At 52.9% G+C, this 23,549-nt stretch carries 24 protein-coding genes and 1 pseudogene; 17 read left to right on the forward strand and 8 right to left on the reverse strand.

Annotated features, from left to right (window positions below; all coding sequences use genetic code 11):
* The 5 genes from ACFE7X_RS20640 to ACFE7X_RS20660 all read left to right on the forward strand — a co-directional run.
* A partial coding sequence (locus tag ACFE7X_RS20640) for a hypothetical protein (RefSeq protein WP_375437581.1) occupies nt 1–180 on the forward strand: 180 nt, incomplete at its 5' end.
* Nucleotides 181–266: 86 nt separating this feature from the next.
* Nucleotides 267–1,991, forward strand: coding sequence for an ABC transporter substrate-binding protein (locus tag ACFE7X_RS20645; protein ID WP_375437582.1), 1,725 nt, complete (start codon nt 267–269; stop codon nt 1,989–1,991).
* An 11-nt stretch (nt 1,992–2,002) separates the two neighbouring features.
* Complete coding sequence (locus ACFE7X_RS20650; protein ID WP_375437583.1) at nt 2,003–3,058, forward strand: ABC transporter permease; 1,056 nt, start codon at nt 2,003–2,005, stop codon at nt 3,056–3,058.
* 317 nt (nt 3,059–3,375) lie between these two features.
* The gene (locus tag ACFE7X_RS20655; protein WP_375437584.1) at nt 3,376–4,047 is read left to right on the forward strand and encodes an ABC transporter permease; all 672 of its coding nucleotides are present in this window, start codon (nt 3,376–3,378) and stop codon (nt 4,045–4,047) included.
* A 336-nt stretch (nt 4,048–4,383) separates the two neighbouring features.
* Complete coding sequence (locus ACFE7X_RS20660) at nt 4,384–4,548, forward strand: hypothetical protein (protein ID WP_375437585.1); 165 nt, start codon at nt 4,384–4,386, stop codon at nt 4,546–4,548.
* 191 nt (nt 4,549–4,739) lie between these two features.
* Here ACFE7X_RS20660 and ACFE7X_RS20665 read toward each other — a convergent pair whose 3' ends face one another.
* The 3 genes from ACFE7X_RS20665 to ACFE7X_RS20675 form a co-directional block, all read right to left on the reverse strand.
* Nucleotides 4,740–5,639, reverse strand: a complete 900-nt coding sequence (locus ACFE7X_RS20665; RefSeq protein WP_375437586.1) for an SDR family oxidoreductase — start codon at nt 5,637–5,639, stop codon at nt 4,740–4,742.
* An 87-nt stretch (nt 5,640–5,726) separates the two neighbouring features.
* Nucleotides 5,727–6,374, reverse strand: coding sequence for a peptidylprolyl isomerase (locus ACFE7X_RS20670; RefSeq protein ID WP_375437587.1), 648 nt, complete (start codon nt 6,372–6,374; stop codon nt 5,727–5,729).
* A gap of 34 nt (nt 6,375–6,408) precedes the next feature.
* Nucleotides 6,409–6,972 (reverse strand): GNAT family N-acetyltransferase, encoded by a 564-nt coding sequence (locus ACFE7X_RS20675; RefSeq protein WP_375437588.1) that lies wholly within the window; start codon nt 6,970–6,972, stop codon nt 6,409–6,411.
* A gap of 179 nt (nt 6,973–7,151) precedes the next feature.
* Here ACFE7X_RS20675 and ACFE7X_RS20680 point away from each other — a divergent pair, with 179 nt between their 5' ends.
* Nucleotides 7,152–7,787, forward strand: coding sequence for a DUF2238 domain-containing protein (locus ACFE7X_RS20680; RefSeq protein ID WP_375437589.1), 636 nt, complete (start codon nt 7,152–7,154; stop codon nt 7,785–7,787).
* A gap of 128 nt (nt 7,788–7,915) precedes the next feature.
* Here ACFE7X_RS20680 and hemC read toward each other — a convergent pair whose 3' ends face one another.
* The 4 genes from hemC to ACFE7X_RS20700 form a co-directional block, all read right to left on the reverse strand.
* A complete protein-coding gene (hemC, locus tag ACFE7X_RS20685) occupies nt 7,916–8,854 on the reverse strand; it encodes a hydroxymethylbilane synthase (protein WP_375437590.1) in 939 nt (312 codons plus the stop codon).
* A gap of 250 nt (nt 8,855–9,104) precedes the next feature.
* On the reverse strand, nt 9,105–10,244 hold the full coding sequence (locus ACFE7X_RS20690; protein ID WP_375437591.1) for an ATP-binding protein: 1,140 nt from the start codon (nt 10,242–10,244) through the stop codon (nt 9,105–9,107).
* Nucleotides 10,245–10,294: 50 nt separating this feature from the next.
* Entirely contained in the window at nt 10,295–11,512 is a 1,218-nt protein-coding gene (locus ACFE7X_RS20695; protein WP_375437592.1) for a GlmU family protein, read from the reverse strand.
* Nucleotides 11,513–11,689: 177 nt separating this feature from the next.
* Nucleotides 11,690–11,935 carry a type B 50S ribosomal protein L31 gene (locus ACFE7X_RS20700; protein ID WP_375437593.1) on the reverse strand — a complete coding sequence of 82 codons (246 nt, stop codon included), beginning with the start codon at nt 11,933–11,935 and terminating at the stop codon, nt 11,690–11,692.
* Between the two features lie 206 nt (nt 11,936–12,141).
* Between ACFE7X_RS20700 and ACFE7X_RS20705 the strand changes: the two genes are divergently transcribed.
* The 11 genes and pseudogenes from ACFE7X_RS20705 to ACFE7X_RS20755 all read left to right on the forward strand — a co-directional run bounded on the left by ACFE7X_RS20705 (nt 12,142) and on the right by ACFE7X_RS20755 (nt 22,830).
* A complete protein-coding gene (locus ACFE7X_RS20705) occupies nt 12,142–12,558 on the forward strand; it encodes a hypothetical protein (protein WP_375437594.1) in 417 nt (138 codons plus the stop codon).
* Nucleotides 12,559–12,654: 96 nt separating this feature from the next.
* Nucleotides 12,655–13,242 (forward strand): RdgB/HAM1 family non-canonical purine NTP pyrophosphatase, encoded by a 588-nt coding sequence (gene rdgB / locus ACFE7X_RS20710; protein WP_375437595.1) that lies wholly within the window; start codon nt 12,655–12,657, stop codon nt 13,240–13,242.
* A gap of 209 nt (nt 13,243–13,451) precedes the next feature.
* The gene (gene udk / locus ACFE7X_RS20715) at nt 13,452–14,072 is read left to right on the forward strand and encodes a uridine kinase (protein ID WP_375437596.1); all 621 of its coding nucleotides are present in this window, start codon (nt 13,452–13,454) and stop codon (nt 14,070–14,072) included.
* A 425-nt stretch (nt 14,073–14,497) separates the two neighbouring features.
* The gene (locus tag ACFE7X_RS20720; protein WP_375437597.1) at nt 14,498–14,869 is read left to right on the forward strand and encodes a hypothetical protein; all 372 of its coding nucleotides are present in this window, start codon (nt 14,498–14,500) and stop codon (nt 14,867–14,869) included.
* A gap of 147 nt (nt 14,870–15,016) precedes the next feature.
* Nucleotides 15,017–18,031: a protein translocase subunit SecDF gene (secDF, locus tag ACFE7X_RS20725; RefSeq protein WP_375437598.1), complete on the forward strand. Its 3,015-nt coding sequence runs from the start codon at nt 15,017–15,019 to the stop codon at nt 18,029–18,031.
* Nucleotides 18,032–18,310: 279 nt separating this feature from the next.
* Complete coding sequence (locus ACFE7X_RS20730; protein ID WP_375437599.1) at nt 18,311–18,910, forward strand: RNA polymerase sigma factor; 600 nt, start codon at nt 18,311–18,313, stop codon at nt 18,908–18,910.
* Nucleotides 18,885–20,282 (forward strand): hypothetical protein, encoded by a 1,398-nt coding sequence (locus tag ACFE7X_RS20735; RefSeq protein WP_375437600.1) that lies wholly within the window; start codon nt 18,885–18,887, stop codon nt 20,280–20,282. Before ACFE7X_RS20730 ends, ACFE7X_RS20735 begins: the two co-directional genes overlap by 26 nt.
* A 310-nt stretch (nt 20,283–20,592) precedes the next feature.
* Nucleotides 20,593–20,781: pseudogene (locus ACFE7X_RS20740) on the forward strand (hypothetical protein); the annotation flags it as partial.
* A gap of 171 nt (nt 20,782–20,952) precedes the next feature.
* Nucleotides 20,953–21,330, forward strand: coding sequence for a hypothetical protein (locus tag ACFE7X_RS20745; protein ID WP_375437601.1), 378 nt, complete (start codon nt 20,953–20,955; stop codon nt 21,328–21,330).
* Nucleotides 21,331–21,352: 22 nt separating this feature from the next.
* Nucleotides 21,353–21,913: a YceI family protein gene (locus ACFE7X_RS20750; protein ID WP_375437602.1), complete on the forward strand. Its 561-nt coding sequence runs from the start codon at nt 21,353–21,355 to the stop codon at nt 21,911–21,913.
* 11 nt (nt 21,914–21,924) lie between these two features.
* Nucleotides 21,925–22,830, forward strand: a complete 906-nt coding sequence (locus ACFE7X_RS20755; RefSeq protein WP_375437603.1) for a DUF5777 family beta-barrel protein — start codon at nt 21,925–21,927, stop codon at nt 22,828–22,830.
* 122 nt (nt 22,831–22,952) lie between these two features.
* On the opposite strand, the gene ACFE7X_RS20760 is transcribed toward ACFE7X_RS20755, so the two are convergent.
* Nucleotides 22,953–23,525 carry an acyltransferase gene (locus tag ACFE7X_RS20760; protein ID WP_375437604.1) on the reverse strand — a complete coding sequence of 191 codons (573 nt, stop codon included), beginning with the start codon at nt 23,523–23,525 and terminating at the stop codon, nt 22,953–22,955.
* Nucleotides 23,526–23,549 lie beyond the last annotated feature (24 nt).

The following is a 23,549-nucleotide window of genomic DNA, read 5'->3' on the forward strand; positions in this document are numbered from 1 at the left end:
GCGGTGGCTGGTCGGGGGTTGCATCAGCCGAGCATGGCAGCGGTGGCTGGTCGGGGGTTGCATCAGCCGAGCATGGCAGCGGTGGCTGGTCAGGGGTTGCATCAGCCGAGCATGGCAGCGGTGGCTGGTCGGGGGTTGCATCAGCCGAGCATGGCAGCGGTGGCTGGTCGGGCAAATTAGTTTCCGCGTAGCGACTTTGCGGATATATGTTCGCGCCGAGAATCTTGGCTATCTTGCTGGCTGATCTTGTTGGATGCTGGTAGCTAATGACGCGATACATACAGAAAGTCTTTCTATTCCTTCTGCTCAGTACCTGCGGAGTTACCGGCTGCACTTCTCCTTTCAAACCGGAGGCCGTCCGAATTCGATGGTCCACTGATCCGCAAACTCTAGATCCACTTGTGGCAAGTAAGCCGCAAGCCGCAGAAATTCTGAATCTGCTGCATTGCAGTCTACTTGTAGGCGATTCAAGCCAACAGTTTTCTCCCTGGCTAGCTCAGACACTGCCTATTGTAAGTCAACGCGATTCGCTAACGCTACTTACCTATACGCTGCGGCCTGAAGCTACCTGGGATAATGGTCAGCCCGTGCTGGCTCGTGATGTGGCATTCACACTGAAAGTTTTTAACTGCCCTGGGTTGTCTACCGAGTATGCGCGCACTCAATATGGGTTCGTAACCGACATAGAGTTAGACAACCAGAACCCGCGGCGTTTCACTCTGATATGCCGCACCGCTTCACGCGACATCATTTTTTCTTCCGGTGACTATGCTATTCTGCCCGAATACATTCTAGACCCGCAGAAGCAATTGCAGGCGATACCCCTTTCCCTGCTCCATAGTGATACTGTCGCCGCCGTACGCCGCTATCCCGCTTTGCGTAGTTTCGCGCGTCGTTATCGGCAAAGTAGTTTCGGCCAACACCCTGAGCGCCTGCCGGGTTGTGGTCCTTATACGCTCAAAGCGTGGGAAAAGGGTCGTTATGTACGGCTACAACGTAAAGCTCGGTGGTGGGCTACACAACTCAAGGCACCGCCAGTCTGGTTGCAAGCGCATGCTTCACGCCTCGACTATCAAATTATACCGGATAACGCGCAGGCCCTGTTAGCTCTGCGTCGTGGCGACATAGATCTTTATCCTATGCCCACAGCGCGCGACTTCAAACAGTTGCGGCATTCCGCCGACACAACCCAGTTGGCCTTTTACACCGCTGACTCCTACCAGATGATGACGGTAGGATTCAATACGCAACGTCCGCTTCTGCGTGATGCGCTCACCCGACGGGCGCTCAGTTTGCTCTTTGACGTACCAGGGCTAATGCAAGCTACCCAGCCTGGGTTGGCTTATCGTAGTGTTAGCCTGATAAGCCCATATGAAAAGCCTGCCTACAACGACAGCCTACCGTTGATACCCTACGATTTACGTCAAGCAGCCGAGTTATTGCGTCAAGCAGGCTGGCAACGGCGCTCAGACGGCAGTTGGAAGCGCAGTGCTACCGAAACGCTAGACCTGAGTATCAGCTACCTCGCCGGCGTCCCCGACTACGAGGCGGTAGCTCGGCAGTTTCGGGCCGCTGCTGCTCAGTTAGGCGTTGCAGTGAAATTGAGTCCTACAGAAGAGCAACTGTATAAACAACAGTTAATCAATGGGAATACTGATTTGTATATCCGTACCGCATCTGGCAGCCCTCTCACGTACAACTTTATGCCAGTGCTACACTCTCGTAGCATCGGAATCGGCAATTTCCCTCGGTATCAGTCGAAAGTAGCCGACCAGTTGATGGAGGCTATTGTATACGAGCAAGATGAGTCACGCCGGATTAAGCTGTTGCGCCGATTTCAGTTGCAAATCCGCCAGGATTCGCCATTAGTGGTGTTGTTTTTCATTCGCAACCGTCTAATTGCCTCTAAGCAACTGCGTGGAGTGAAACCTCTCAGGGTTCGGCCTGGATACGATGTGCTTAACTTATCGTCAGCTTTGTCGGGAACGTAAAAGATAGATAGATGAGGCGCATATTATTGCGACTAGTACGGTTGGTGTTTGCCGTGTGGGGGCTCATCTCGCTGCTCTTTGTACTAACTAGCACGTTGCCCGGTGAGCAACGACTATTGATTCGCTTCTCGGAAACAACAACCGGCGGCGAGATACCGTCGTTGTCGCAAACGACGGCTGCTCAAGCAGCTCTCAAACAGCGATTAGGGTTGGCGAATCCTGTATTCTATTTTTCATCAAGCTCACCTAATACTTTGTTGGGTTGGCGCTGGCAGTGGAACGGAGTACACAATCAATACCATCGCTGGCTGAGTGGTTTGCTGCGTGGCAATCTGGGTTACTCCTACAGCACAGAGGAGCCGGTAACCACCTCGCTTACTCAGGCTTGGCTGGTTACAGCGCCGCTCGCCTGTCTGGCAGCGCTGCTTATTATTGGCATTTCAATACCGCTGGGGGTTTGGCTAGCTTCACGTTCTGGCTCCCACTGGCTGTACACGGCCCTATACGCGCTTGATGCGTTGCCTCTTTTTGTAGTAGCACTGCTTCTGCTTCTGCTTCTGGCCACCCCAGATTATTTTGCTTTATTCCCAGCTTTTGGCCTTGGTTTCGAAGAGGATGGCAGCGGCGTTGGTTTGATTCTACAGTATCCCATGTTTATTGTCTTGCCACTCGCCAGCCTTGTGCTTAGTGGCCTTACCGAACCAACTCTCCAACTCGCCGACGCGCTACGTCAAGAGGCGCGATTCGACTATATTTTAACAGCTCAAGCTAAAGGCTTAACGAGAAAGCAGGCTCTTTGGCACCATGGGCTGCGCAATGCCTTACTACCTACTCTTACGCTTTTCACTGAGGTACTACCCAATTTGCTGGCGGGCGCGGTGGTAGTGGAATTTATTTTTGCACTGCCAGGTATGGGACATCTGTTAGCCGAAGCCGCTGCCGCTCGCGACTATCCCGTACTACTGGGTGGCGTTCTAGTAGTGGTAGTTACGCGCCAACTTATGCTGTCTTTGGCTGATTGGCTGCATCAACTCACCGACCCGCGCCTCCGCGTCTCCAGTCCATGAAGAGCAGGCCTTACTGGACAGGCAAGTTAAGTTGGCAGAGCAAGTTGGCTGTGCTTTGGCTACTACTACTAGGGGTTGCAGCGGCCCTCGCTAATTTGCTACCGGAGTTCCTTCTTGCACCCGACCTACCGAACAGCAATGCCTCCCCCCTTACTCCGGGTCATTGGCTAGGAACCGATCAGCTAGGAGAGGACGTAGCGGCGGCTCTGGTTTACGGCGCACGCACTACACTGCTAGTAAGCTTGCCAGCCGCAGGCTTAGCAACTGGACTGGGTACCGGAATCGGGCTGCTAGTGGGCTATTGGGGCAATACACGGTTGCGTTTTGCACTGGCTTATTGGCTGGCTATAAGCTGTGCTGTTGCAGGTTTCACCTTATTTAAAGCGCCCCAGGCGAGTATAGCTGCGGTTTGGTGGCCGCTCATGCTGAGTGCTACTGCTCTTTTAGCCGGCAGGTTCTTGGTACGCTTTCACATTCTGCGTCGCCCTGTAGCATTACCGTTAGATTGGTTGATGCAGACTGCCATCGTTTTGCTAGCAGCTATTCCTCGGCTGTTGCTTATCCTCACCGTAGCAGCAGCTTTCAAAGTCACCCAACTAAGCTTGGTGCTGCTACTAGCCTTTACTTCCTGGACTCAACCAGCGCGATTGGTGCGGGCCGAAGTGCGCCGCGTGCGCCAGTTGTCCTACTTTGAAGCTGCACGTGCCGCAGGCTTATCATCATGGCATATTATGCGCAATCATCTGCTGCCTAACGTATTGCAACCTGTCCTTACCGGTTTGCCTCTCAGTATTGCTGCCTTCATCGTTCTCGAAACCACTCTCTCATTTCTAGGTGTGGGCCTGCCTACCGAAATTCCGAGTTGGGGAAGATTGTTAGCGCTGAGTCGTTTCGCCTCTTCTTCTTGGTGGCTTTTCTTGTTTCCCACCATCTGCCTTTTAGCGACCACACTTTCACTTCGGCAACTACTGCTCCTCAATAAACGCTAAAACTTCGACCCACCCAATGTCACAAAGCATGCGTTTGTCGACACAAGTTCTGATTTACAATTAAGATTTTGTTTGGTGCAAGAAAGCCTATATCAGCGCATTGTGCAGCCGCCAGCAATATAACGGTCCCGTTAAGTCACAATTATATTCGCATAATCACTAGTCACAAATAAGAGAGCTTTTTCCTTTACTTCCCTTACGTATAGGCCTAGTTTTGTAATGTGCTAAAGGATAAAGCACCGCACACAAGCTACTTCTTCTCGCTGTTTGCCCTAGGTACTAATGGCGTCACTACTACTCAAGCGTCGGCAGGGATACGCATTGCGTTACTTGCTTTTGGAAACAGCTGCTCGTCAACGGGTTGCTCCTACTATGTTCGGTTTTCAAACAATTGATGGAGAAATAGTACCCTTTGTAACTGGTGAACTGGCACTACGTGCTGGAGAAGCAATGTTGATTGGAGGACTCTTTGTAGGAACAGTATTATTGGAATCTAGATAAAGGTGATTTTTATTACGGCTTTCTCTGCTAAGGGAGCAGGAAAGTCAGTGAACAATGTTGCAATAGGTGTGTGAAAACCCCGCTGGCTCTGCTTGCGGGGTTTTTGCGTTCGGCTTCTGCGTGTCAAGGTAGTATATTACTACGTAGAGCTAAAACACAGTGCAGTAAAAGATTATGGCCTTACGTTACACTTACTCTGTCTGACGTGCTAGCAAGGCAATTCCATCCCAGAAATCGTGAGGCTGATAGCCTAGCTCCTGCTGTGCTTTACTGATGATGAACCCCGTACGCGGTGGTCGTTTGGCGGGCTGCGAAAAGGTACTGCCATCCACTCTACTAATGAGCGACTTGTCGAGTTGAAAATAATCGGCTACCTGAAGCGCCATTTGGTACGGCGTAAAAAGTTCGTTGCTGCTGATATGGTAGATGCCTGAAGCATTGTGCTTAGCAGCGAGCCAGCAGCCTTGAGCGAGGTCCTCAGCCAAAGTAGGCGTGCGGAATTGATCGTCGACGACTTTGATTTGTTTATGAGCGCGCAAGGAGTCCCGCACCCATAGCACAATGTTGGTGCGGCCATACTCGTGCGCGGTGCCGTAAACCAACACAGTGCGCACAATAACCCACGCTGTGCTACTGGCTTGCACAACTCGTTCGGCAGCCAACTTGCTTTTGCCGTAAAAATTGATGGGAGCTGGTAGCGCATCCTCAGCTAAAGGACCCGCTTCACCACTGAAAACAAAATCGGTGCTAACGTGCGTGAGGTGAACACCGTGCGCAACACAGGCTGCTACCAGGTACTCAACCGCCGTAACATTCTGTTGCCAGCAGGACTCTTGATTCAACTCACACTCATCCACGTTGGTCATGGCTGCGGTGTGAATAAGGTGCGTGGGCTGCTCCTGCGCCACTACGTCCTCTACCTGTTGCTGATTGGTTACGTCCAGCAACACAAAGCGCACGTCCGGATAAAGTTGGGCGAGTTTGTTGCGGCCGCGAGAGGTAGCTACCAATTCTACATCAGGCAGTTGGCGAAGCAGCGCAACCAGTTTCTGCCCTAGCAAGCCGTTGGAACCCGTAATTAAAACACGCATGTAGAAATGGCTGGGTAGCTGAGTTATTGAATCTGTGCTACTACCATACTGGTACTAGCTCACCGAAAGACTTGTCCTTCAATCGTTTCACTGATACTGATATCCGTACAACTCCGTGATTTTCTTTTTCTTGAGCTTCTCGACTTTCAGCGTCATTTTGATGTCGGTAAGGGGCCGGTCCCGCTCGTTTTTAGGTTGGGTAGCTATTTTATCCAGTACGTCGAGGCCACTAATTACTTGGCCATATACCGTGTACTGGCCATCAAGATGAGGCGTGCCTTGGTGGTTTTGCACAAGGAAAAATTGTGAGGAACTGCTGGCCCGTTCTGGATTCACGAAGTCGCCTTGGCGGGCAGCGGCTACAGCGCCAAATTTGTGCTTGAACTCGGGGCGAATTTCGGCCGGAATAGTAGGGTCGTTGGGTTGGCCCATGCCATCGTTGTCGGGGTCTGAATCTTTGGAGTTGGCGTCGCCCCCTTGAATCATGAAGTTTGGAATGACCCGGTGGAAAGTGGTGCCGTTATAGGAACCGGCTTCGGCCAGCTTCAGAAAATTGGCCTTGTGCTTGGGCGTAGCATCGAAGAGCACCAACTTAATGTCGCCGAGCGAGGTGCTGATGGTAACTAGCTTGTCTTTCTTGCTGAATTTAGGACGTTTGGCAGCCTGTAAGGCCGGAGCCATCAGCAACAACAGAACAACGCACAGCAGCGTCGAGAAACGAGAAGTAAGATTCATAAAGTAGTAAACACGAAAGGTTAATGCGGCGAAATTAAGTTGTTTCGGCGGGTGGCGCCATAAAATCAGTGCGAAGCAGCCCATAAATAGTGGTGTCGTAGAGTTGGCCGTCGCCCCCACGAAACGCTTGGCGCAACACCCCTTCCCGTTGAAAACCCAAACGCTCAGCTAGTATTCCGCTGCGGTAATTAGCGAGGCGAGCATTGCAGTACACACGCTCAAGGCTCAGATGGTCGAAGCCCCACGTTAGGCCTGCTTGGGCTGCTTCTAGCATTAGCCCGCGGCCTTCAGCATCAACTGATAACAAGTAAGCTAGTTCAACCTTGGGTACGCTCCAATCAATGTTCTTGAAGCTGAAAAGCCCGACGCACTGATTGGTAGCAGTTTCCCAAATGCCAAACTGGTAGCTAGCACGGGCATGCCATTCGTTCATTTTTTCCTCGATGAAGGTGGCGGCCGTTGTCGAATCACGCACGGCAGCCAGCGTTTTAGGGAAGTCAATTGCGAGTCGCGCACGGTTGTTTTCCAGCAGATCAAGCAAAGTGTACTGGTCCTGAGGTTGCCAGGGGCGCAAAAGCAGACGTTGCGTTTCAATCATAAGTACAGTACTTAAAGCGCCTATTTATAACCGCTTACTTGAACCGTTGGCGGGCTCTGACATTCAGATATACTTGCAGGCCTTGTCTTGAATCACAAAATAACTTCAGCAACTCCCGACGAAACTGTGGAGTTACCGTATGGTGCGCCAACGGTCCCGCTCACTTTTTTCGACTTTTCATGAACGACACGCTTACGCCTTTAGTGGCCCCACGGACCCACTGGTTTCCGAAGCTATTGCTGCTCTTGTACGTGGTAGAATTTACTGTGCTAGGCATCAACCCGGTAGAGCGCGGCACTTGGTGGGCCGAAAACGTGCCTATTTTCCTGATTGTCGTGGCCCTGGTGGTCTTGTACCTGCGCGGCGTTCGGTTCTCGAACTTGGCGTATGCCTTGATGAGCATATTACTGTTTATGCACACCGTGGGTGGGCACTACACGTTCGAGAAGGTGCCCTTTGACTGGTTTAACACCTTATTCGGCTTTAAGCGCAATATGTACGACCGGGTAGCACACTTTTCGGTGGGCTTCTATGCCTACGCCATCATCGAGCTAACAGACCGCTACGGCACGATTCGTAGCCGGGCTATTAGTTATCTGTTTCCTCTCTGCGTCATTGGGACGGTAGCTATGGCTTACGAGCTAATCGAATGGGTATACGCTGAGGTAGCTGGTGGCGACGCCGGTGCGGCTTTCCTCGGCAGCCAAGGCGACATCTGGGATGCCCAAAAAGATATGCTGGCCGATACGAGCGGTGCTGTTTTCGCCCTGCTCCTCTACGCCCTGTTCCACCGAAGGGAAAGAGTGCAAGGCTAATTTTTAGCAGCCTCCTACTAGGAGCTAGAAAGTTTCCCGCTAAGCTTTCAATAATTAGAACGTCCTGCTCGCGCTGGCATTTGCATGCCGAAGCGAGCAGGACGTTTCGTGTTAATGGAGACTAGAAACTACGCCACCGTGCGGGCTTGGCGAATATTGTCTAGAATTTGTTGGCCGCCGCGGGCTAGTATTTGCTCGGCCACTTGTACACCCAGCGCATCGGCATCGGTGGTGGCGGCAGACTGCACTTCCTCGAGTAGTTGCTCGCCGTCAAGGCTGATGAGGCCACCATGAAGCTGGACGGTGCCGGCAGTAGTGAGCGTTGCTAATGCAAAGGAAGGAATACTACATCCGCCTTCCATGGTGCGCAGAAATGCTCGTTCTGCTGCTAAGCAGATATGAGTGGGACCATGGTCGAGAATCCGTTGAAGCTCCAGCTTCAGTTCCTGCTCCATGCTGCGGGCGCACTCGATAGCCACACTGCCTTGGCCGGTAGCAGGTACAAACTGCGTTTCGGGTAGTGTGTGGCGGATAAGTGTATCGTACTCCATCCGGTGCACGCCAGCGTAGGCTAGCACCAGAGCATCATATTGGCCTTCTTCGAGCTTGCGTAAGCGAGTTTGGAGGTTACCGCGGGCTTCAGCGGTGGTAGCATTGGGCAAAAACCGCTTCAACATAGCCTTCCGGCGGGTACTACTCGTGCCCAACACCAAACCAGGTTTGTGGAGGTCCAGATCAGTTTGGAAGCTAACGACCACATCATTAACCTGCTCGCGTTCCATGAAGGCAAACAGTTCTAAATCCGCCGGGATGGTGCTCTGCACATCTTTGGCGCTGTGTACGGCAATATCGACGTGCCCCGTGCGCAAGCCGACTTCCAACTCTTCGGTGAACACTCCCTTCGCTCCAATTTTATCGAGCGAACGGTCCAGCACCATGTCGCCGGTAGTAGTGATGACAACAATTTCGGTCATAATGCCGGCTTGCTCCAAGCAAGCGGCTACGTGGTTAGCTTGCCACAGGGCCAGCCTGCTACCTCGGGTGCCAATGCGAACGGTCTTTTTCAAGAGTACGAATCCAGTAGTTTAAATGTAAACGAGGCTACTACCGCAGCATCAGACTATACAGCTTGTCAGGCGTCTAGAACAGCAGAGCTAATGAGTGCGTCCTAAAATACTACCGGATTTGGTGAAGCTATTTCAATCTCCGACTTTGCGGCGGATAAAGATACTGCTCCTAACTCGCCACCACTGCCTATAGCTTGATTAGCACTAGCTATAGCTTTTTAGCAAACTGTATTTATTGCGTTTTCAGGCATTAGGCAGCGGTTTTTAACAACTCTGCCACCCGCAACGACATATCCACGAACACCATGCGCGGATTGGCATTACGCTCAATATGGTAGTGTGCGTCGTTTAGCTCGCGCGTAAGGGGGTCGGCATTTCGGGGCGTGACAAAGCGGCTAAACCCGCTGACAAACTGCTGTTCAGTGGTCGGCAAGTGAGGCACCAGTTGGGGATCGAGCCCATAGAGCAGCACTTTGCGCAACAGCACCAAAGCAAACTGCATGAACTCTTTTTGATTCTCGCGGCCAAGCTTCTGAAAGTCGTCGCTAGTGACCAGCATCTCGCTCACGTTGTTGCTGTAGCAGAGACGCATCCACTTCACAAAAAGCGTGAAATAATCGTGGTCGGCGGTGGCGGCGTTTTGAGCTGCGAGAGCCGCTCCGGGGTTGCCTTCCGATAATTGCGCCAACTGTCGCGCCTTCACTTCCGAAACTTGGTGCGCGGTGTGCAGCCAGTTGGTTAGTTGGTTTTCCGAGAGCGGGCGCACTACCACGGGCTGCACTCTACTGATAATGGTTGGCAGCAACTGCTCGGGCGCGTAGCTTACCAATAGAAAGACGGTAGCGGGTGGCGGCTCTTCCAACAGCTTCAGCACCGCATTGGCGGCGGCCGGGTGCATCAGTTCCGGCAACCAAACCACCACAATCTTGAACTTTGCCTCAAACGCTTTTAACGATACTAGCTTCAACAATTGCAGGCTTTCTTCTTTGGAAATACTGCCTTGCTTGTTTTCAGCCCCAATATGCTGCATCCAGTCGTTGAGCCCCTGGTAGGGGTTGTCGAGTACGAAACTGCGCCATTCGGCCATGAACTTGCTACTGGTGGCGTCCTTGGCTACGGCCTTGGTGGTCGTGACGGGCATAATAAAGTTCAGGTCAGGATGCACGAGCTTGTCGATTTTCTGGCAGCTTGGGCATTTCCCGCACGAATCATCGTCTTCGGGGCCGCGCGCTTCGCAGTTCAGAAACGTACCATACGCCAGTGCTAAGGCCAACGCGCCAGATCCTTCGGCCCCCCGAAACAGCTGCGCGTGTGCCACGTGGTTGCGTCGCACTGATTGCACCAATACTTGCTTGACCTGCTGCTGGCCCGGAATTTCAGAGAAACGCATACGTAGTTGATAGGAAATGAATAGTGCGCCGGAACTCTAGTCCTTGCTTATCAAGCACTGCTCTTCGTTGCTTTCTCCCATACTCGGTCTTTCGCCGTGGCCTCGAATACATTTTGCATGATGGCTTGCTCCACGGCGTCATACTCTAGTTGGCGGCGGGCCATGACGCGCTCCGCTACTTCAGTTACTTTGGGCAGCTTGAACGTCTCGAAGCCTGCCGCCCCGCCCCAACTAAAGCTGGGGATAAAGGTGCGCGGAAAGCCCGCCCCAAAAATATTGGCCGCTACGCCTACTACCGTACCCGTGTTGAACATGGTGTTGATGCCGCATTTGCTATGGTCGCCCATCATGAGGCCGCAAAACTGCTGCCCAGTATTCACGAAGCGCCCCGCCATATGGCTCCAGATTTTAACGTCCGCGTAGTTGTTTTTCAGGTTCGACGTGTTGGTATCGGCCCCTAAATTGCACCACTCTCCAATGACCGAGTTGCCCAGGTACCCTTCATGGCCCTTGTTGCTGTACCCGAAGAAAATGCTGTTGGCCACTTCGCCCCCTACTTTGCAATACGGGCCCACGGTGTTGTCGCCGCGCATTTTAGCACCAGGGTTGATATGTGAATGTGCGCCTAGCGTAAACGGCCCCCGAATGATGGCCCCTTCATGAACCTGCGAATTCTTACCTAAATAAATTGGCCCATTCTCGGCGTTCAAAATAGCCGCCCTAATTTTGACTCCGGGTTCGATAAAGATATTTTCCGGAGCGTAAACGATGGTATGCGCATCCCCCACTGGCTCCGATTGGCGACCTTTCGTCAGCAGATCGAAGTCGCGGCGAATTTCGGCGCCGTTGTACAAAAAAAGGTGCCACACCTCTTGAATAATGGTAACCGGCTCCGCTACTTCATGCGTTTTCCGAAACCCGTCCTGAACTAGTTCTGCAACCAACGACGCATCAGCTAAGTGGGCTGCTACCAGCGTCTGTTCGCTATAGAGCGCTTCCCCAGCTTGCAAACTTTGCACCTGATGCGTTAGCAGGTCGTCGGGGCAGATGGCGCCGTTGATTACCAGTGCTGGCCCTTGGGTGAAACCAGCCGGGTATTTCGCTTGCAAATACAGCTCCGTGAGGTAGCCAACGGGTAATTGCAACCGGTGCTGCCATTTTTCGGCTAGTGTAAGAATGCCACAGCGCAAACCCGCTATGGGCCGCGTGAAGGTAAAAGGCAGCAAGTGCGGCCGAATAGCAGGATCGTCGAAAAGCAGAACGTGCATTGTAGATTTTCTGGTTTCTAATAGCAAAACGCAGCGCGAAGCATCGGCTTTAAAGCCCTATATCATTTCAAGGCCTAATGCAGGCGCAAATAAAAACTCCTGCCGGACAAAGCCGACAGGAGTTATGCAAAACCACTTGTTCGAAACCAGCAAGACTGGTTGTTTCGAAGTAAGTAGTTATTTTTTCTGGTAGCGGTTGCGGAATTTCTCTACGCGGCCAGCCGTATCAAGGAGCACGTTTTTGCCGGTGTAGAAGGGGTGCGACTCGCTGCTCACCTCCACCTTGATAACAGGGTAGCTCTTACCGTCTTCCATCGTAACGGTCTCGCTGGAGTTCATCGTCGAGCGGGTGATGAATTTAAATCCGCTCGAGGTGTCCTGGAACACAACTTCGCGATACTCGGGGTGAATGTTCTTTTTCATGGTCGAAATGCCGTTTGTACCTGGTTGCCTGCCGATTTTGCGGAAGGGACTGCAAAAGTACACGTTACGCTTAACTTTCAAAAGTCCTGAGTATCTTTTCTGCGTTTCCATGGCCGTAAAGCGCGGGTTATTGTAAAATGTTTATTTTTGACGTGGCTCTCGAGCTATTTATCTCTTATTTATTACTCTCCTCCTTATTCACTGCCATGCTTCATAAGGCTAGTATTCCGCTCCTGTTATTTGCACTGCTAAGTGTTTCACTAGCTTTCGGCGCGACTATTACTTTATTTCAGGCCAGTTACGACAACTCCAACGTGCGTGTAGTTTGGGAAGTGACCAACGAAAGTGGCGTTCAAAATTATGACCTTTACCGTAAAGCCAACAACGAACCGACCTTCACTAAGTTGACTACCATTTCGCCTTCCGGACAGTCTCGTTATCAGTATCTTGATTCCGACGTGTACCGGGGCCCGGCCAACAGCGCTGGTGCTATGGGTGGCCCTTTCACTTACCGGCTCACAGTGCGCACCACCACCGGCGACCAGAGCTATACCAGCACCTTAGGTCAGACTCCGAGCGCCGTTCAGCGCTCCTGGGGTAGCATCAAGTCGATGTTTCGCTAGAGTGAACCTACAATGAGTCGGCTGAATTTATAAGCCGCCTTTCCACCGGCTAGTCCGGTTTTTTTGTGCCTTACTTCGCTTCCATTGTCTGTCGTTATGCGCCTTTGCTTTGCTTCCAATAATTCTCACAAGCTCGATGAAATACGGCCCTTGCTGCCAGTGGGCACCGAACTGCTGAGCTTAACCGATATTGGCTGCCATGATGAGCTACCAGAAACGCAGGCCACCCTGGCTGGCAATGCCCGGCAAAAGGCGTTGTATGTATGGGAGCATTATGGAGTTTCCTGCTTCGCCGACGACACTGGTTTGGAAGTAACAGCCTTGCACGGGGCGCCCGGTGTGTACTCGGCCCGCTACGCCGGCCCTCAGCGGCTGGCGGCTGATAACGTGGCGAAGTTGCTGCAAGAATTGCAAGGTCACTCCGACCGTTCGGCTCAGTTTCGGACCGTAGTAGCACTGGTGTTACCGGACGGCACCGTGCACGAATTTGCGGGAGTAGTGGAAGGCATCATCACGGAAACTCCCAGCGGAAGCGGCGGCTTCGGCTACGATCCGGTGTTTCGTCCTCAGGAGGGCAATGGTCGTACGTTTGCCGAAATGACTACCCCCGAGAAAAATCAGATAAGCCACCGCGCGCGGGCCGTGGCGGGGTTGGTAGCGTTTGTAAAGCAAGAAGCTATTTAAATGAAGCCTCAGCAACAGACAGTTGATTGATAGCCATTTTATCAGCTAAAGCTTTATACTTCAACGGAGTTCAAGAAAGTGGTATAGGCCTGATTAGGTAGGCTGGTTCAAAATTATCTATCTGAGACTACAAGGCTCTAAGGCCCCACGGCCCGAATTCACTACTTTTGCAGGGTTGGCCCCACCGGTACGGGTCATTTATTCGCCTCATGCAACATCCCTTCATCGTCGGTATTACGGGCGGTAGCGCCTCGGGCAAGACCACTTTTCTGCGCCGACTGCTGGCTTCGTTTTCCGAAGAGGAAATCTGCCTGATTTCGCAGGACAACTATTACCATCCGCGAGAAAGCCAGCAGGTTGATGCGCAAGGCGTTACCAACTTCGATTTACCTTCCAGTATCGACTCGGCGGCGTACGCGTCTGATGTGCTGCGCATTAGCCAAGGCCTACAAGTGCGCCGGCCAGAATACACGTTCAACAACCCAAGTGCGAAACCTAGGGAACTGGTGTTTCAGCCCTCGCCTATTGTGGTAGTGGAGGGCATTTTTGTTTTCTATTTCGAAGAAGTAGCTAAGCTGCTAGATCTAAAGGTCTATATCGATGCCGAAGAGCATGTGAAACTACAGCGCCGCATCGTGCGCGACCGGGACGAGCGAGGCTACGATTTAGAAGACGTACTGTACCGCTACACCAACCATGTAGCGCCTACCTACGAGAAATACATCAGGCCGTTCAAGCAAGATGCCGACATCGTCATCCCCAACAACCGGCATTTCGACCGGGGCTTAGAGGTGCTAGTATCCTTCCTAAAATCGAAGATTGTACAGTAATTCTTCTAGCTGGTAGTCTTTGAGTTTTCAAAAACCCGAAGGCTGCCTTAAACGGGTGCATGCAACACCCTAGTTTAGCTGATTGTAGCGTTGCAGGGCTTCTTGCAACGTAAGGCTATTGAATGCCTTCCACTCGCAGGCCTGGCCGATAACTGCGCTGTCGGCAATAAATTCTATGAACGGTACCAAAACAATGCGGTTTATTCCACCATGGCTTATATGACGAACCGGGCTGCGCCAAACAACAGGGTGTTACTGGCATCATTCGTAATAAGGCTTATCCGCTACAGATAAGTAAACTGTACTAGACCCGACTATACATTTTCTCTGAAAAAGATTATTTCTGCCTGAATTTGGGCGGAGTTAGCAGGCTGGGCTTTACTTCACTTGTTGAATTGTTTATATTTGTAGCCTTGGGGTTGACTATGTTGCTGCTTATTACCAAATTTTTGCCTCGCTTCCGTTTTGCGCTGCTCACAGCTACCATGCTGTTTTTGCTGTCGCTTAACCACCAAGCCGTTGCTACCTTCCGGGTGCCAACGGGCAAAACTACGCGCGTTGGTCAGCCAACCAAGGTAGCCGTGGTGAAGCAGAAAGTAACGCTAGAAGCCGTTGGCACGGTGGATTTGCAGACCGCGCCACCGACCGACGCCTGGTTACCGGGGCCCGCTCCTTATAGCTGGCTACCCGCAATGCGCCGAGCGCTGGCCGCGTCGCGCCCCCACTTGGGCATTCGTCCGGCCGCGGTGTTCCGCGCTCGGCTTTTAATAGCGGCCCTCTCGCCGCAGGCCCCCTAGCGCCGCTTGGTTCGAGCGGCCGTCCGTGGTTGATACCGCGGTGGCTATCTGTTCGTCTTGCTGTTGCGCTGGTATTTTATAACTGCCCAGCGGAGCCTTTGAGTGGCAAGACCCTCCTTTCCAAGCTTCAACATTTATTATTTCTCAATGCGTAATAAAGGCCTAATCATCGGGTTGACGATTATCGTGTCGGCCCTGTGTATCTACTTTCTGACCTTCACGTTCATTTCGCGGCGGGTGCAGAATGATGCCGTGGTGTACGCCACCAAGAACGGCCAAGTGAACCAGCCACTCCGCCAGCACTACCTCGATTCGGTATGGCGCGCCCCTGTTACCAGCCTGCTCGGCATCGACTATACTTATCGGGATGTGCGCTCTTCGGAGCTTGGCCTGGGCCTTGACCTGAAAGGTGGCATGCACGTAACGCTGGAAGTATCGCCGGTGGAAATTGTGCGCGCCATGAGTGGCAACTCCAAAGACCCCAAATTCAACCGGGCCATGGAGCAAGCGCAGACGGCCCAAAAAGCCAATCCTTCCACGCCTTTCACCACGTTGTTTGCGCAGGCGTACCGCGACGTCGCCCCCGGCGACAACCTGGCCCGCGTCTTCGCCAACACGACCAATAAGAGCCGTGGCATCGACATCAACTCCACCAACGAGAAAGTGCTTGGCGCTATCGATAAGGAAGTGGAAGAAGCCATCGACCGTTCGTTCAACATCCTCCGCACCCGTATCGACAAGTTCGGTACCAGCCAGCCGAGCATTCAGCGTGTGAAAGGCACCGGCCGCATTCAAGTGGAGTTGCCCGGCGTGGATAACCCAGACCGGGTTCGTAAGCTGTTGCAAGGCCAAGCCAAGTTGGAGTTCTGGGAAGTATGGCGTCAGGATGAGTTCGGCCCTTACCTCCAGCAACTCGACCAAGCGTTAATTGCCAAAGAGAAAACCGCCGCCACTCCGGCCACGGCCGCTGCTGGTACGGCTGCCACTGTTACCGATTCCACGGCCGCTAAAGGTGACTCCACTTCGCTGGCTAGCCAGTTGGCCAACAAGAAAGCTGCTGCTACCGCTAAGGCTGATTCTACGAAACCTCAGCAAAACTCAGTGTTGGCCCGTCTGTTCACGATGCCAATTCCTGGTCAGCTAGGTGTGAACCTGCGCGACACGGCCCGGATGAACGCCATCCTTCGCTCGCAAGAAGCTCGCGCCATTTTGCCCCCCAACCTGACCATGCTTTGGAGCGTGAAACCCGAGGTAATTGAAGGTCAGGAATACTTGAAGCTGAATGCTATTCGCAAAGCGCCAGGTACCGAAGCGCCACTAGGTGGTGAAGTTGTAGCTGATGCTCGCCAGGATTACGACCAAGGTGGCCGCCCCGAAGTGAGCATGGCCATGAACCCTTCGGGCGCTAAAAGATGGCAGAAAATGACCGGCGCCAACATTGGCCGCCAGGTAGGTATCGTGCTCGACGACTACGTGTACTCGGACCCCGTGGTGCAGTCGGAAATTGCCGGCGGCAACACCAGCATCTCGGGCAACTTCTCGATCGAAGAAGCGCAAGACCTCTCGAACGTCCTGAAAGCCGGTAAGCTACCGGCTCCTACGCGCATTGTGGAAGAAGCGGTAGTAGGACCGTCGCTCGGTCAGGAAGCCATCAACCAGGGTTTGTATTCTTCGCTGGCTGGTTTGGTTATCATTATGGCGTTCATGGCGCTCTACTACGGCCGTGCTGGTCTGGTAGCCGACGCTGCGCTGCTCTTCAACATGTTCTTGATCCTGGGCGTGTTGGCTCAGTTCTCGTTCGCCCTCACGCTGCCCGGTATTGCCGGTTTGATCCTGGTATTCGCCTCGTCAGTGGATGCGAACGTATTGATTTTCGAACGGATTCGGGAAGAACTCGACCAGGGCCACCGCCTGCACGATGCCATTAACGCCGGTTATGCCCGCGCCTTCTCGGCCATCTTCGACTCCAACGTCACGACGCTTATCATCGCCTTGATCCTGTTCATCTTCGGAACGGGCCCAGTGCAGAACTTCGCCGTGACGCTGCTGATTGGTATTTTCACCTCGTTCTTATCGGCCGTTTACATTTCGCGCCTCATCATCGAGTGGTTGGTGAAAGGCAAGGAAGTAAGCAAGATGACCTTCTCGACCTTCCTCTCCCGCCGTTTGTTCAAGAATTTGAACTTCGATATCGTAGGCAAGCGCAAAATTGCTTACGCCTTCTCGGCTGCTTTCATCATCCTTGGCTTTGTGCTGATGGCCGTGCAAGGTGGTCCGAACTTAGGTGTTGACTTCCGTGGGGGCCGGGCTTACGTGGTGGACTTCGCGAAACCGGAAGTGGCTTCGGAAGTACGCGAAGTCGTAACGAAGTCGTTCCAGGGTGCTGGCACCGAAGTGAAAACGTTCGGCAACGCCAACCGTCTGCGCATCACCACCGGCTACCTGGCCGACGACGAAAGCGTAGTAGCCGACAAGAAAGTGGAAACTGCGCTGCTGGCTGGCTTGAAACAGTACGGTGCCGACAACCCGCAAATCCGCAGCACGTCGAAAGTAGGCGCCACCATTGCTGATGACATCAAGCGCACTTCGGTGCTGAGCTTGGGCCTGACGCTGCTGGGCATTTTCATCTACGTGTTGTTCCGCTTCGAGAAATGGCAGTATTCGATGGCCGCCGTAGTGGCTCTGTTCCACGATGCGCTGCTCGTTATTGCCTGTTTCCCGATCGCGCGCCTGTTCGGACTGAACTACGAAATGGACCAAATTTTCGTAGCGGCCGTGCTGACTATCATTGGTTTCTCGATGAACGACACCGTAGTTATCTACGACCGAATCCGGGAGTATCTGCGGGAGAATCCCAAGCTCACGTTTGCGCAAGTGGTGAACCCGGCCTTGAACAGCACGTTCTCGCGCACCATGATTACGTTCACGACGCTGTTCTTGGTGGTGCTCGTGTTGTTCATCTTCGGGGGTGAAACGCTGCGTTCCTTCTCGTTCGCCATGCTGGTGGGCATTGTTTTCGGTACGTACTCGTCGCTGTTCATTGCAACGCCGATCATCCTTGACACTTACGGCCGTAAGGAAGCCCGTGAGCGGGGCACCGACCTCTCCACCCGTATTTCCGATGACATCGACGCGCCTAAGCTGTCGAAGGCAACGGTGTAAGCATAGAATCTTAGTGAAAACAAGAAAGCCCGGCCAATTGGTCGGGCTTTCTTGTTTTCATCGGTGCCGCTTACGCTCCTGGAAAGACCTGTCAGTACAGAAGAAGTGCTACGTACTCTGGAATTGCTACTCTCCGGTTGGGAGTCGGGCAGCGAAGTCACCCCCGCATGAGAAGTGCCATGAAAGGGTGCAGGTGGATTTTTATTATATTTTCTATGCTTTAAGCAACCATTTTCAGCTGCCTTGCGAGTGGCCTTATGAATCTTCTCCCCCGCTATTGTGGCTAGCCTCGAACTAGATTCTGCGCTACTTACTGAAATCCTGGCCGGCTGCCAAAGGCTGGAGCAGGCTAGTCAGCGGCGGCTATATATGCTCTACTACAGCTACGGCCTGAGTGTTTGCTTACGCTACCTCCATGACCGGGACGTGGCGTTGGAAGCCGTAAACGATGGCTTCCTGAAAGTTTTTCAGGATTTAGCGCGCTTTGATATTACGCGCCATGCCGACGTATCAGGTTCTTTGCGCGGCTGGATTCGCAAAATTATGGTGCACACGGCCATTGATCGGTTTCGAGCCACTTCCCGGCACGCTTTCCAGGCGGATTTGGATTCGGTGGCTGGATCTTATTCCGACAATGGCCACTCTCCCCTCGACAACCTTTCTTTCGAGGAATTGCTGCTGCTAATCGGGCAGCTAACGCCAGCCTACCGGGCGGTGTTCAACATGTACGTCATCGATGGCTATACCCACGAGGAAATTGGCAGTCAGCTAGGCATTTCGGTGGGCGCCTCCAAGTCAAATCTTTTCAAAGCGCGCGAGCATCTAAAAATCCTTCTTAAAAAAAATAAACATCATGCTTACGCCAAATATGTCGGATGAAGAGCTGGACGAGCTAGTCCGGCGCAGCGCCGAGGCGTACCCCGAGGAAATTCCTTTGGGCAACTGGCTACGCATGGAAGAGAAACTAAACAAGGTAACCACCGACCAATTGGTGCGCCGGAAAGTAGTGCGTTTGTTTGTGCTTGAGGTGGCCGTACTAGCGCTGCTATTGCTCTTGTGGCAAGGCTATCGGATGGTGAACCCAAGCGCTAAGGTAGCGCGGCAGTCAACTTCTGCGGTCCTACCTGCTGCTAGCAACGCTACGGCAGCTTCCACGCCAGCCTCTTCGACGCAGCCTACCACTTCCCTGAAATCATCGGTCAGTACCGCGCCGCTGGCACCAATGGCACCTAAGTCTTTCACCAACAAGGAAGTAAGCAAACCAGCCTTAATTCCTGCTGACCAAACAACTTCAACTTTCTCGCGCCGCCTAGCAGCAACTCGGCGGCGGGCAGGAGCATACACTCCCCCTCTTGTAAGTGCGCTAACGTTCCAGAAACGCCAGGTATTGGCCGCCGAGCAAACACAAGGGGCCGCAATAGCTGGTAATACTTCTGCGCTACGCAAGGAAGAGGAGTGGGATAGCCGCCAGCACCGGCAGATAAATAGCCCGCTTGCAGAAACTGCCCCTACTTCAGCGCCATCGACACCCCAGCGCGCGGAACTAGCGCAACAGCCAGCGCTGCCTGCTACTGCCACAGCAGATAATACGCACGCGCAGAAACTACCCATAGTACCGGTTCTTATTGACTCAACAGCAACCAAACGACCGGAACGGCCAGCTCATCGGCTAATAGTAGGCGTGCTGGTGGCGCCCTCGTTTAGCGCAGTGCGCCGGCTTGAAACCGCTCGGTTCGGCAACAACTTAGGCGTGACGCTAGAGTATCGGCTGACCTCACGACTGCGCGTACGAACCGCCCTAACTCGAAGTATCAAGAATTATGGAGTAGCAAGTTCTGACTACACAATACCCGATTCCTGGCAATGGTGGCAGGGCGACTACGAAGTAAACGCTGACTGCCGCGTCACCGAAATTCCGGTGGACCTACGCTACGATGTTGTTAGCCGTCCTACTTACACGGTATTCGCTGGCGTCGGGCTCACTTCGCTGCTGATGCGTTACGAGTGCTATGATTATGACTATCAAGTAAATGGCCAACCTCGCACGGCTGTTGAGAAGGTGTACAAGGGCAAAAACCATGTATTCGGTCTGCTCAACGTATCGGGCGGGGTGGAGCGCCCACTCGGGAGCCGCTGGTCGGTACAGGCCGAGCCATTTCTACAACTTCCCCTCGGCAGCGTAGGCACCGGAAAAGTACGTTTGACGAGTGCGGGAGCTGCTTTTTCCGTGAAATACGGGCTGCTGCGGTAGGCCGCTTTTTCTTTCACCATAGCCTACGGGCACTGTTTTCTTTGCTTTCATCTGGTCCTGCTCGCGACGGGGCCACCTCTTTCCGGTCGGACGTGAAGTATGCCATTGCTGAACCCGGTGTGTGCGGCGTAGCTATGCCCTTGACCTGACTTCTTGTTTCTGCTTCATCCTTTTTTCTAAGAAATCATGCTTAGACAGGTTTGCTATGCTCTGCGCACCCACTTTCTCATGTGGTCTGGTGTAGCTCAACAAAACCAGCAATCAGAGCATCCTCAAGATTTTTTTGATTGACAGCTAGGGGCACACGCTCTACACCTTCAGCCGAGACCAAACGGCCGCCATGCGACCTATCTACTGTAGCGGCAACTGCATTGCTACGTGGCCAGTGTGTTTGGAAGCGGGTCGGGTGCTCCTTTCCAGTCTTAAAAGCAGTGACTTTGGCGTCATCACGCGGCCCGATGGCCCCAATGGCACGACGCGCCAGCAAGCTACCTATTAAGGCCTACTGCTTTACTACTATGCCCCGATGGCGCGCAATGTAGCAAGGCGGAAGGCGACGGAATCGGCAATATCTGATTGGTAGCAACGCCTTAACGCCACACCTAACTAGGCACACGGGACGCTTGCTCAAGCCTACTTCTTTCGATTTACCACCACATCCACTCGCTCTATGTACGACAACAAACTTATGCTTTTGCTGGGTGCCGGCCTTTTACTCACTGCCTGCTCTTCCGAAAACGGGGAAGATCAAACGCCCGACGAGGTGCCGACACCCACCTGTAACACGGCCGATGTCACGTACGCCTTGACCGTGGCGCCGCTCCTACAGAAAAACTGTACCTCCTGCCACAATAGCAGCTTTGCCAACGGCGCAGTGAACCTAAGCAGCTACGCGCAGGTCCGGACGGTAGCCCTCAGTGGCCGTCTTATTGGGGCGGTTAACCACGAGGCGGGCTATTCGCCCATGCCCAAAGGCGGCACCAAGCTAGCTGAATGCGACATCAGCCAGTTGCGCAAATGGGTAACCGAGGGAGCAGCCAATAATTGACAACTCGCTCTTATCCCCCAATATGAAGCCTCAAGCAGTATTAATCGTGCTTTTGCTGAGCGGGCTAGCGGCTCTACCCGGACTGGCTCAAAGTAAGTTTCTGACGCGCGCGGGCACAATTAGTTTTTTCTCGGCAACGCCCATCGAGGACATTGAGGCCCGCAACGAGCAGGTGGGGGCGGCCGTGGATGTGCAGTCGGGACAGGTTGCGTTTACGGTGCCTATGAAAGGGTTCCAGTTTCCTCGGTCGCTGATGCAGGAGCATTTCAACGAAAACTACATGGAATCGGAGAAGTACCCGCGAGCCACCTTTTCCGGAAACCTTATCAATTGGGTGCCGGACGCGCTGCTGGCCGCAGGTCCTCAAACGGTGCAGGTGGAAGGCGACCTAACTATTCATGGCGTAACCAAGCACGTGCGCGTACCCGGCACGCTGGAAAAGCAAGGCAACCGGCTGCTGGTCAAGTCGAAATTTGTGGTGGCCCCGGCCGATTATAACATTGAAATTCCGGCGCTGGTGCGCAACCAAATTGCCAAATCCGTGGATGTGACCGTGAATTTAGCCTGTAATCCAGCTCCTTAATCTTCCCTTCTATGATGTCAACCTCAACACTTTGGCGAGTGGCTGGCGGACTAGCCGTCGTACTTCTTATGGCGCCACTCAATACGCAGGCGCAGGATTTACTGAATCAGCTGCAAAGTGCAACCACCGATAGTTTGCGCCGCGAGTACGTAACGGCCACTTTCAAAGGCACGCGAGTCATCAATGGCCACTCCGTCGAGACGCCGGGCAAGGGCAGCTTGGTGTTTCTGATTTCGCACCGCTTCGGTACATTGAACAGCGGGGCGTACGAGTTTTTCGGACTCGACCAAGCTACCATTCGGCTGGGGCTCGAGTACGGACTCACTGATAATCTAGCCGTGGGGGTGGGACGTAGCTCCCTGGAAAAGACCTACGACGGGTTTGTGAAGTACAAGGCGGTGCGCCAAAGCAGCGGCCCTCGCCCCATGCCGGTATCGGTGACGCTCTTGGCTAATTCGGCCATCAGCACGCTGAAGTTCGAGCCCCAGCCCGAACGCTCCACCACGTCGCGCTTCACCTATTCCTACCAAGCTCTACTAGCGCGCAAGTTCAGTCCAAATCTGTCGGTGCAGTTGATGCCTACGCTGGTTCACCGCAACTATGTGGCCCTGCGCCACGACCAAAACGACGTGTACGCAATAGGAGCGGCGGTGCGCCAGAAACTAACCAAACGCTTGGCCCTCACGGCGGAATACTACTACCTACTGCCCGGCAGCACCGCCGACGATTACCGCAACTCCTTGGCTATCGGGTTCGATATTGAAACGGGTGGCCACGTCTTTCAACTACACTTCACCAACTCGCAAGGGATGATAGAAAAATTCTTTGTTCCTCAAACAACGGGTGATTTCTTTGATGGCGATATTTACTTTGGCTTTAATATTTCTCGCGCTTTTCAATTAAGTGGCGATAAATAGACTTACTTGTTTGTAATTTTTTGCATTTACTTAATTGAGCACCAGCCTTCACTCACTACCACAAAAACCAGGCATAGTACACCCGGTTTTTATGGTGGTGAGTGAAGATTAGTGCTGAATTACTACTTACGTTCTCCTATTTTTTTAGCGGGTACGCCCGCCCATATTTCATTGGGTCCTACCGATTTCGTTACTATCGCACCGGCGGCTATAATAGCGCCTTCACCAATCGTTACGCCCTTCAGTACTACCACATTAACCCCCAACCAAACATTAGGTTCTATTCTAATGGCTTCCTTTGGGCCAACCTGCGTCCTCATCAATTCATTGAGTGCGGTGCCATGGTTGTGGTCTATGAATCGGCAACCGGAAGCAATTAACGCATCATTTCCAATCGTAATTCCTTCACTGATATTGAACTCACATCCCGAACCGATAAATACATTATCACCTATTTTAATTGCTGTACCGGGCTGCCAAATCCCGTCGTATTTTAAATAAATATCATGCTCTAATTTACAGTCAGCACCAATTTCCACTTGGTGAGGCCAGGTAACATGCAGGCGGGGCAGCTCTGTGCCTTTGCCAACTTTCATACCTAATATACCCAACCATAATTTCCTAAAAAAATGCAGAAATCTTGCATAATATCTTTGTGTGATAACAAAAGAACCGTGCTGAATTAAATAACTCATTCTTAGAATTGGTTGAGCTTAACA

It is taken from the genome of uncultured Hymenobacter sp., assembly GCF_964242765.1.
Taxonomy (GTDB): Bacteria; Bacteroidota; Bacteroidia; order Cytophagales; family Hymenobacteraceae; genus Hymenobacter.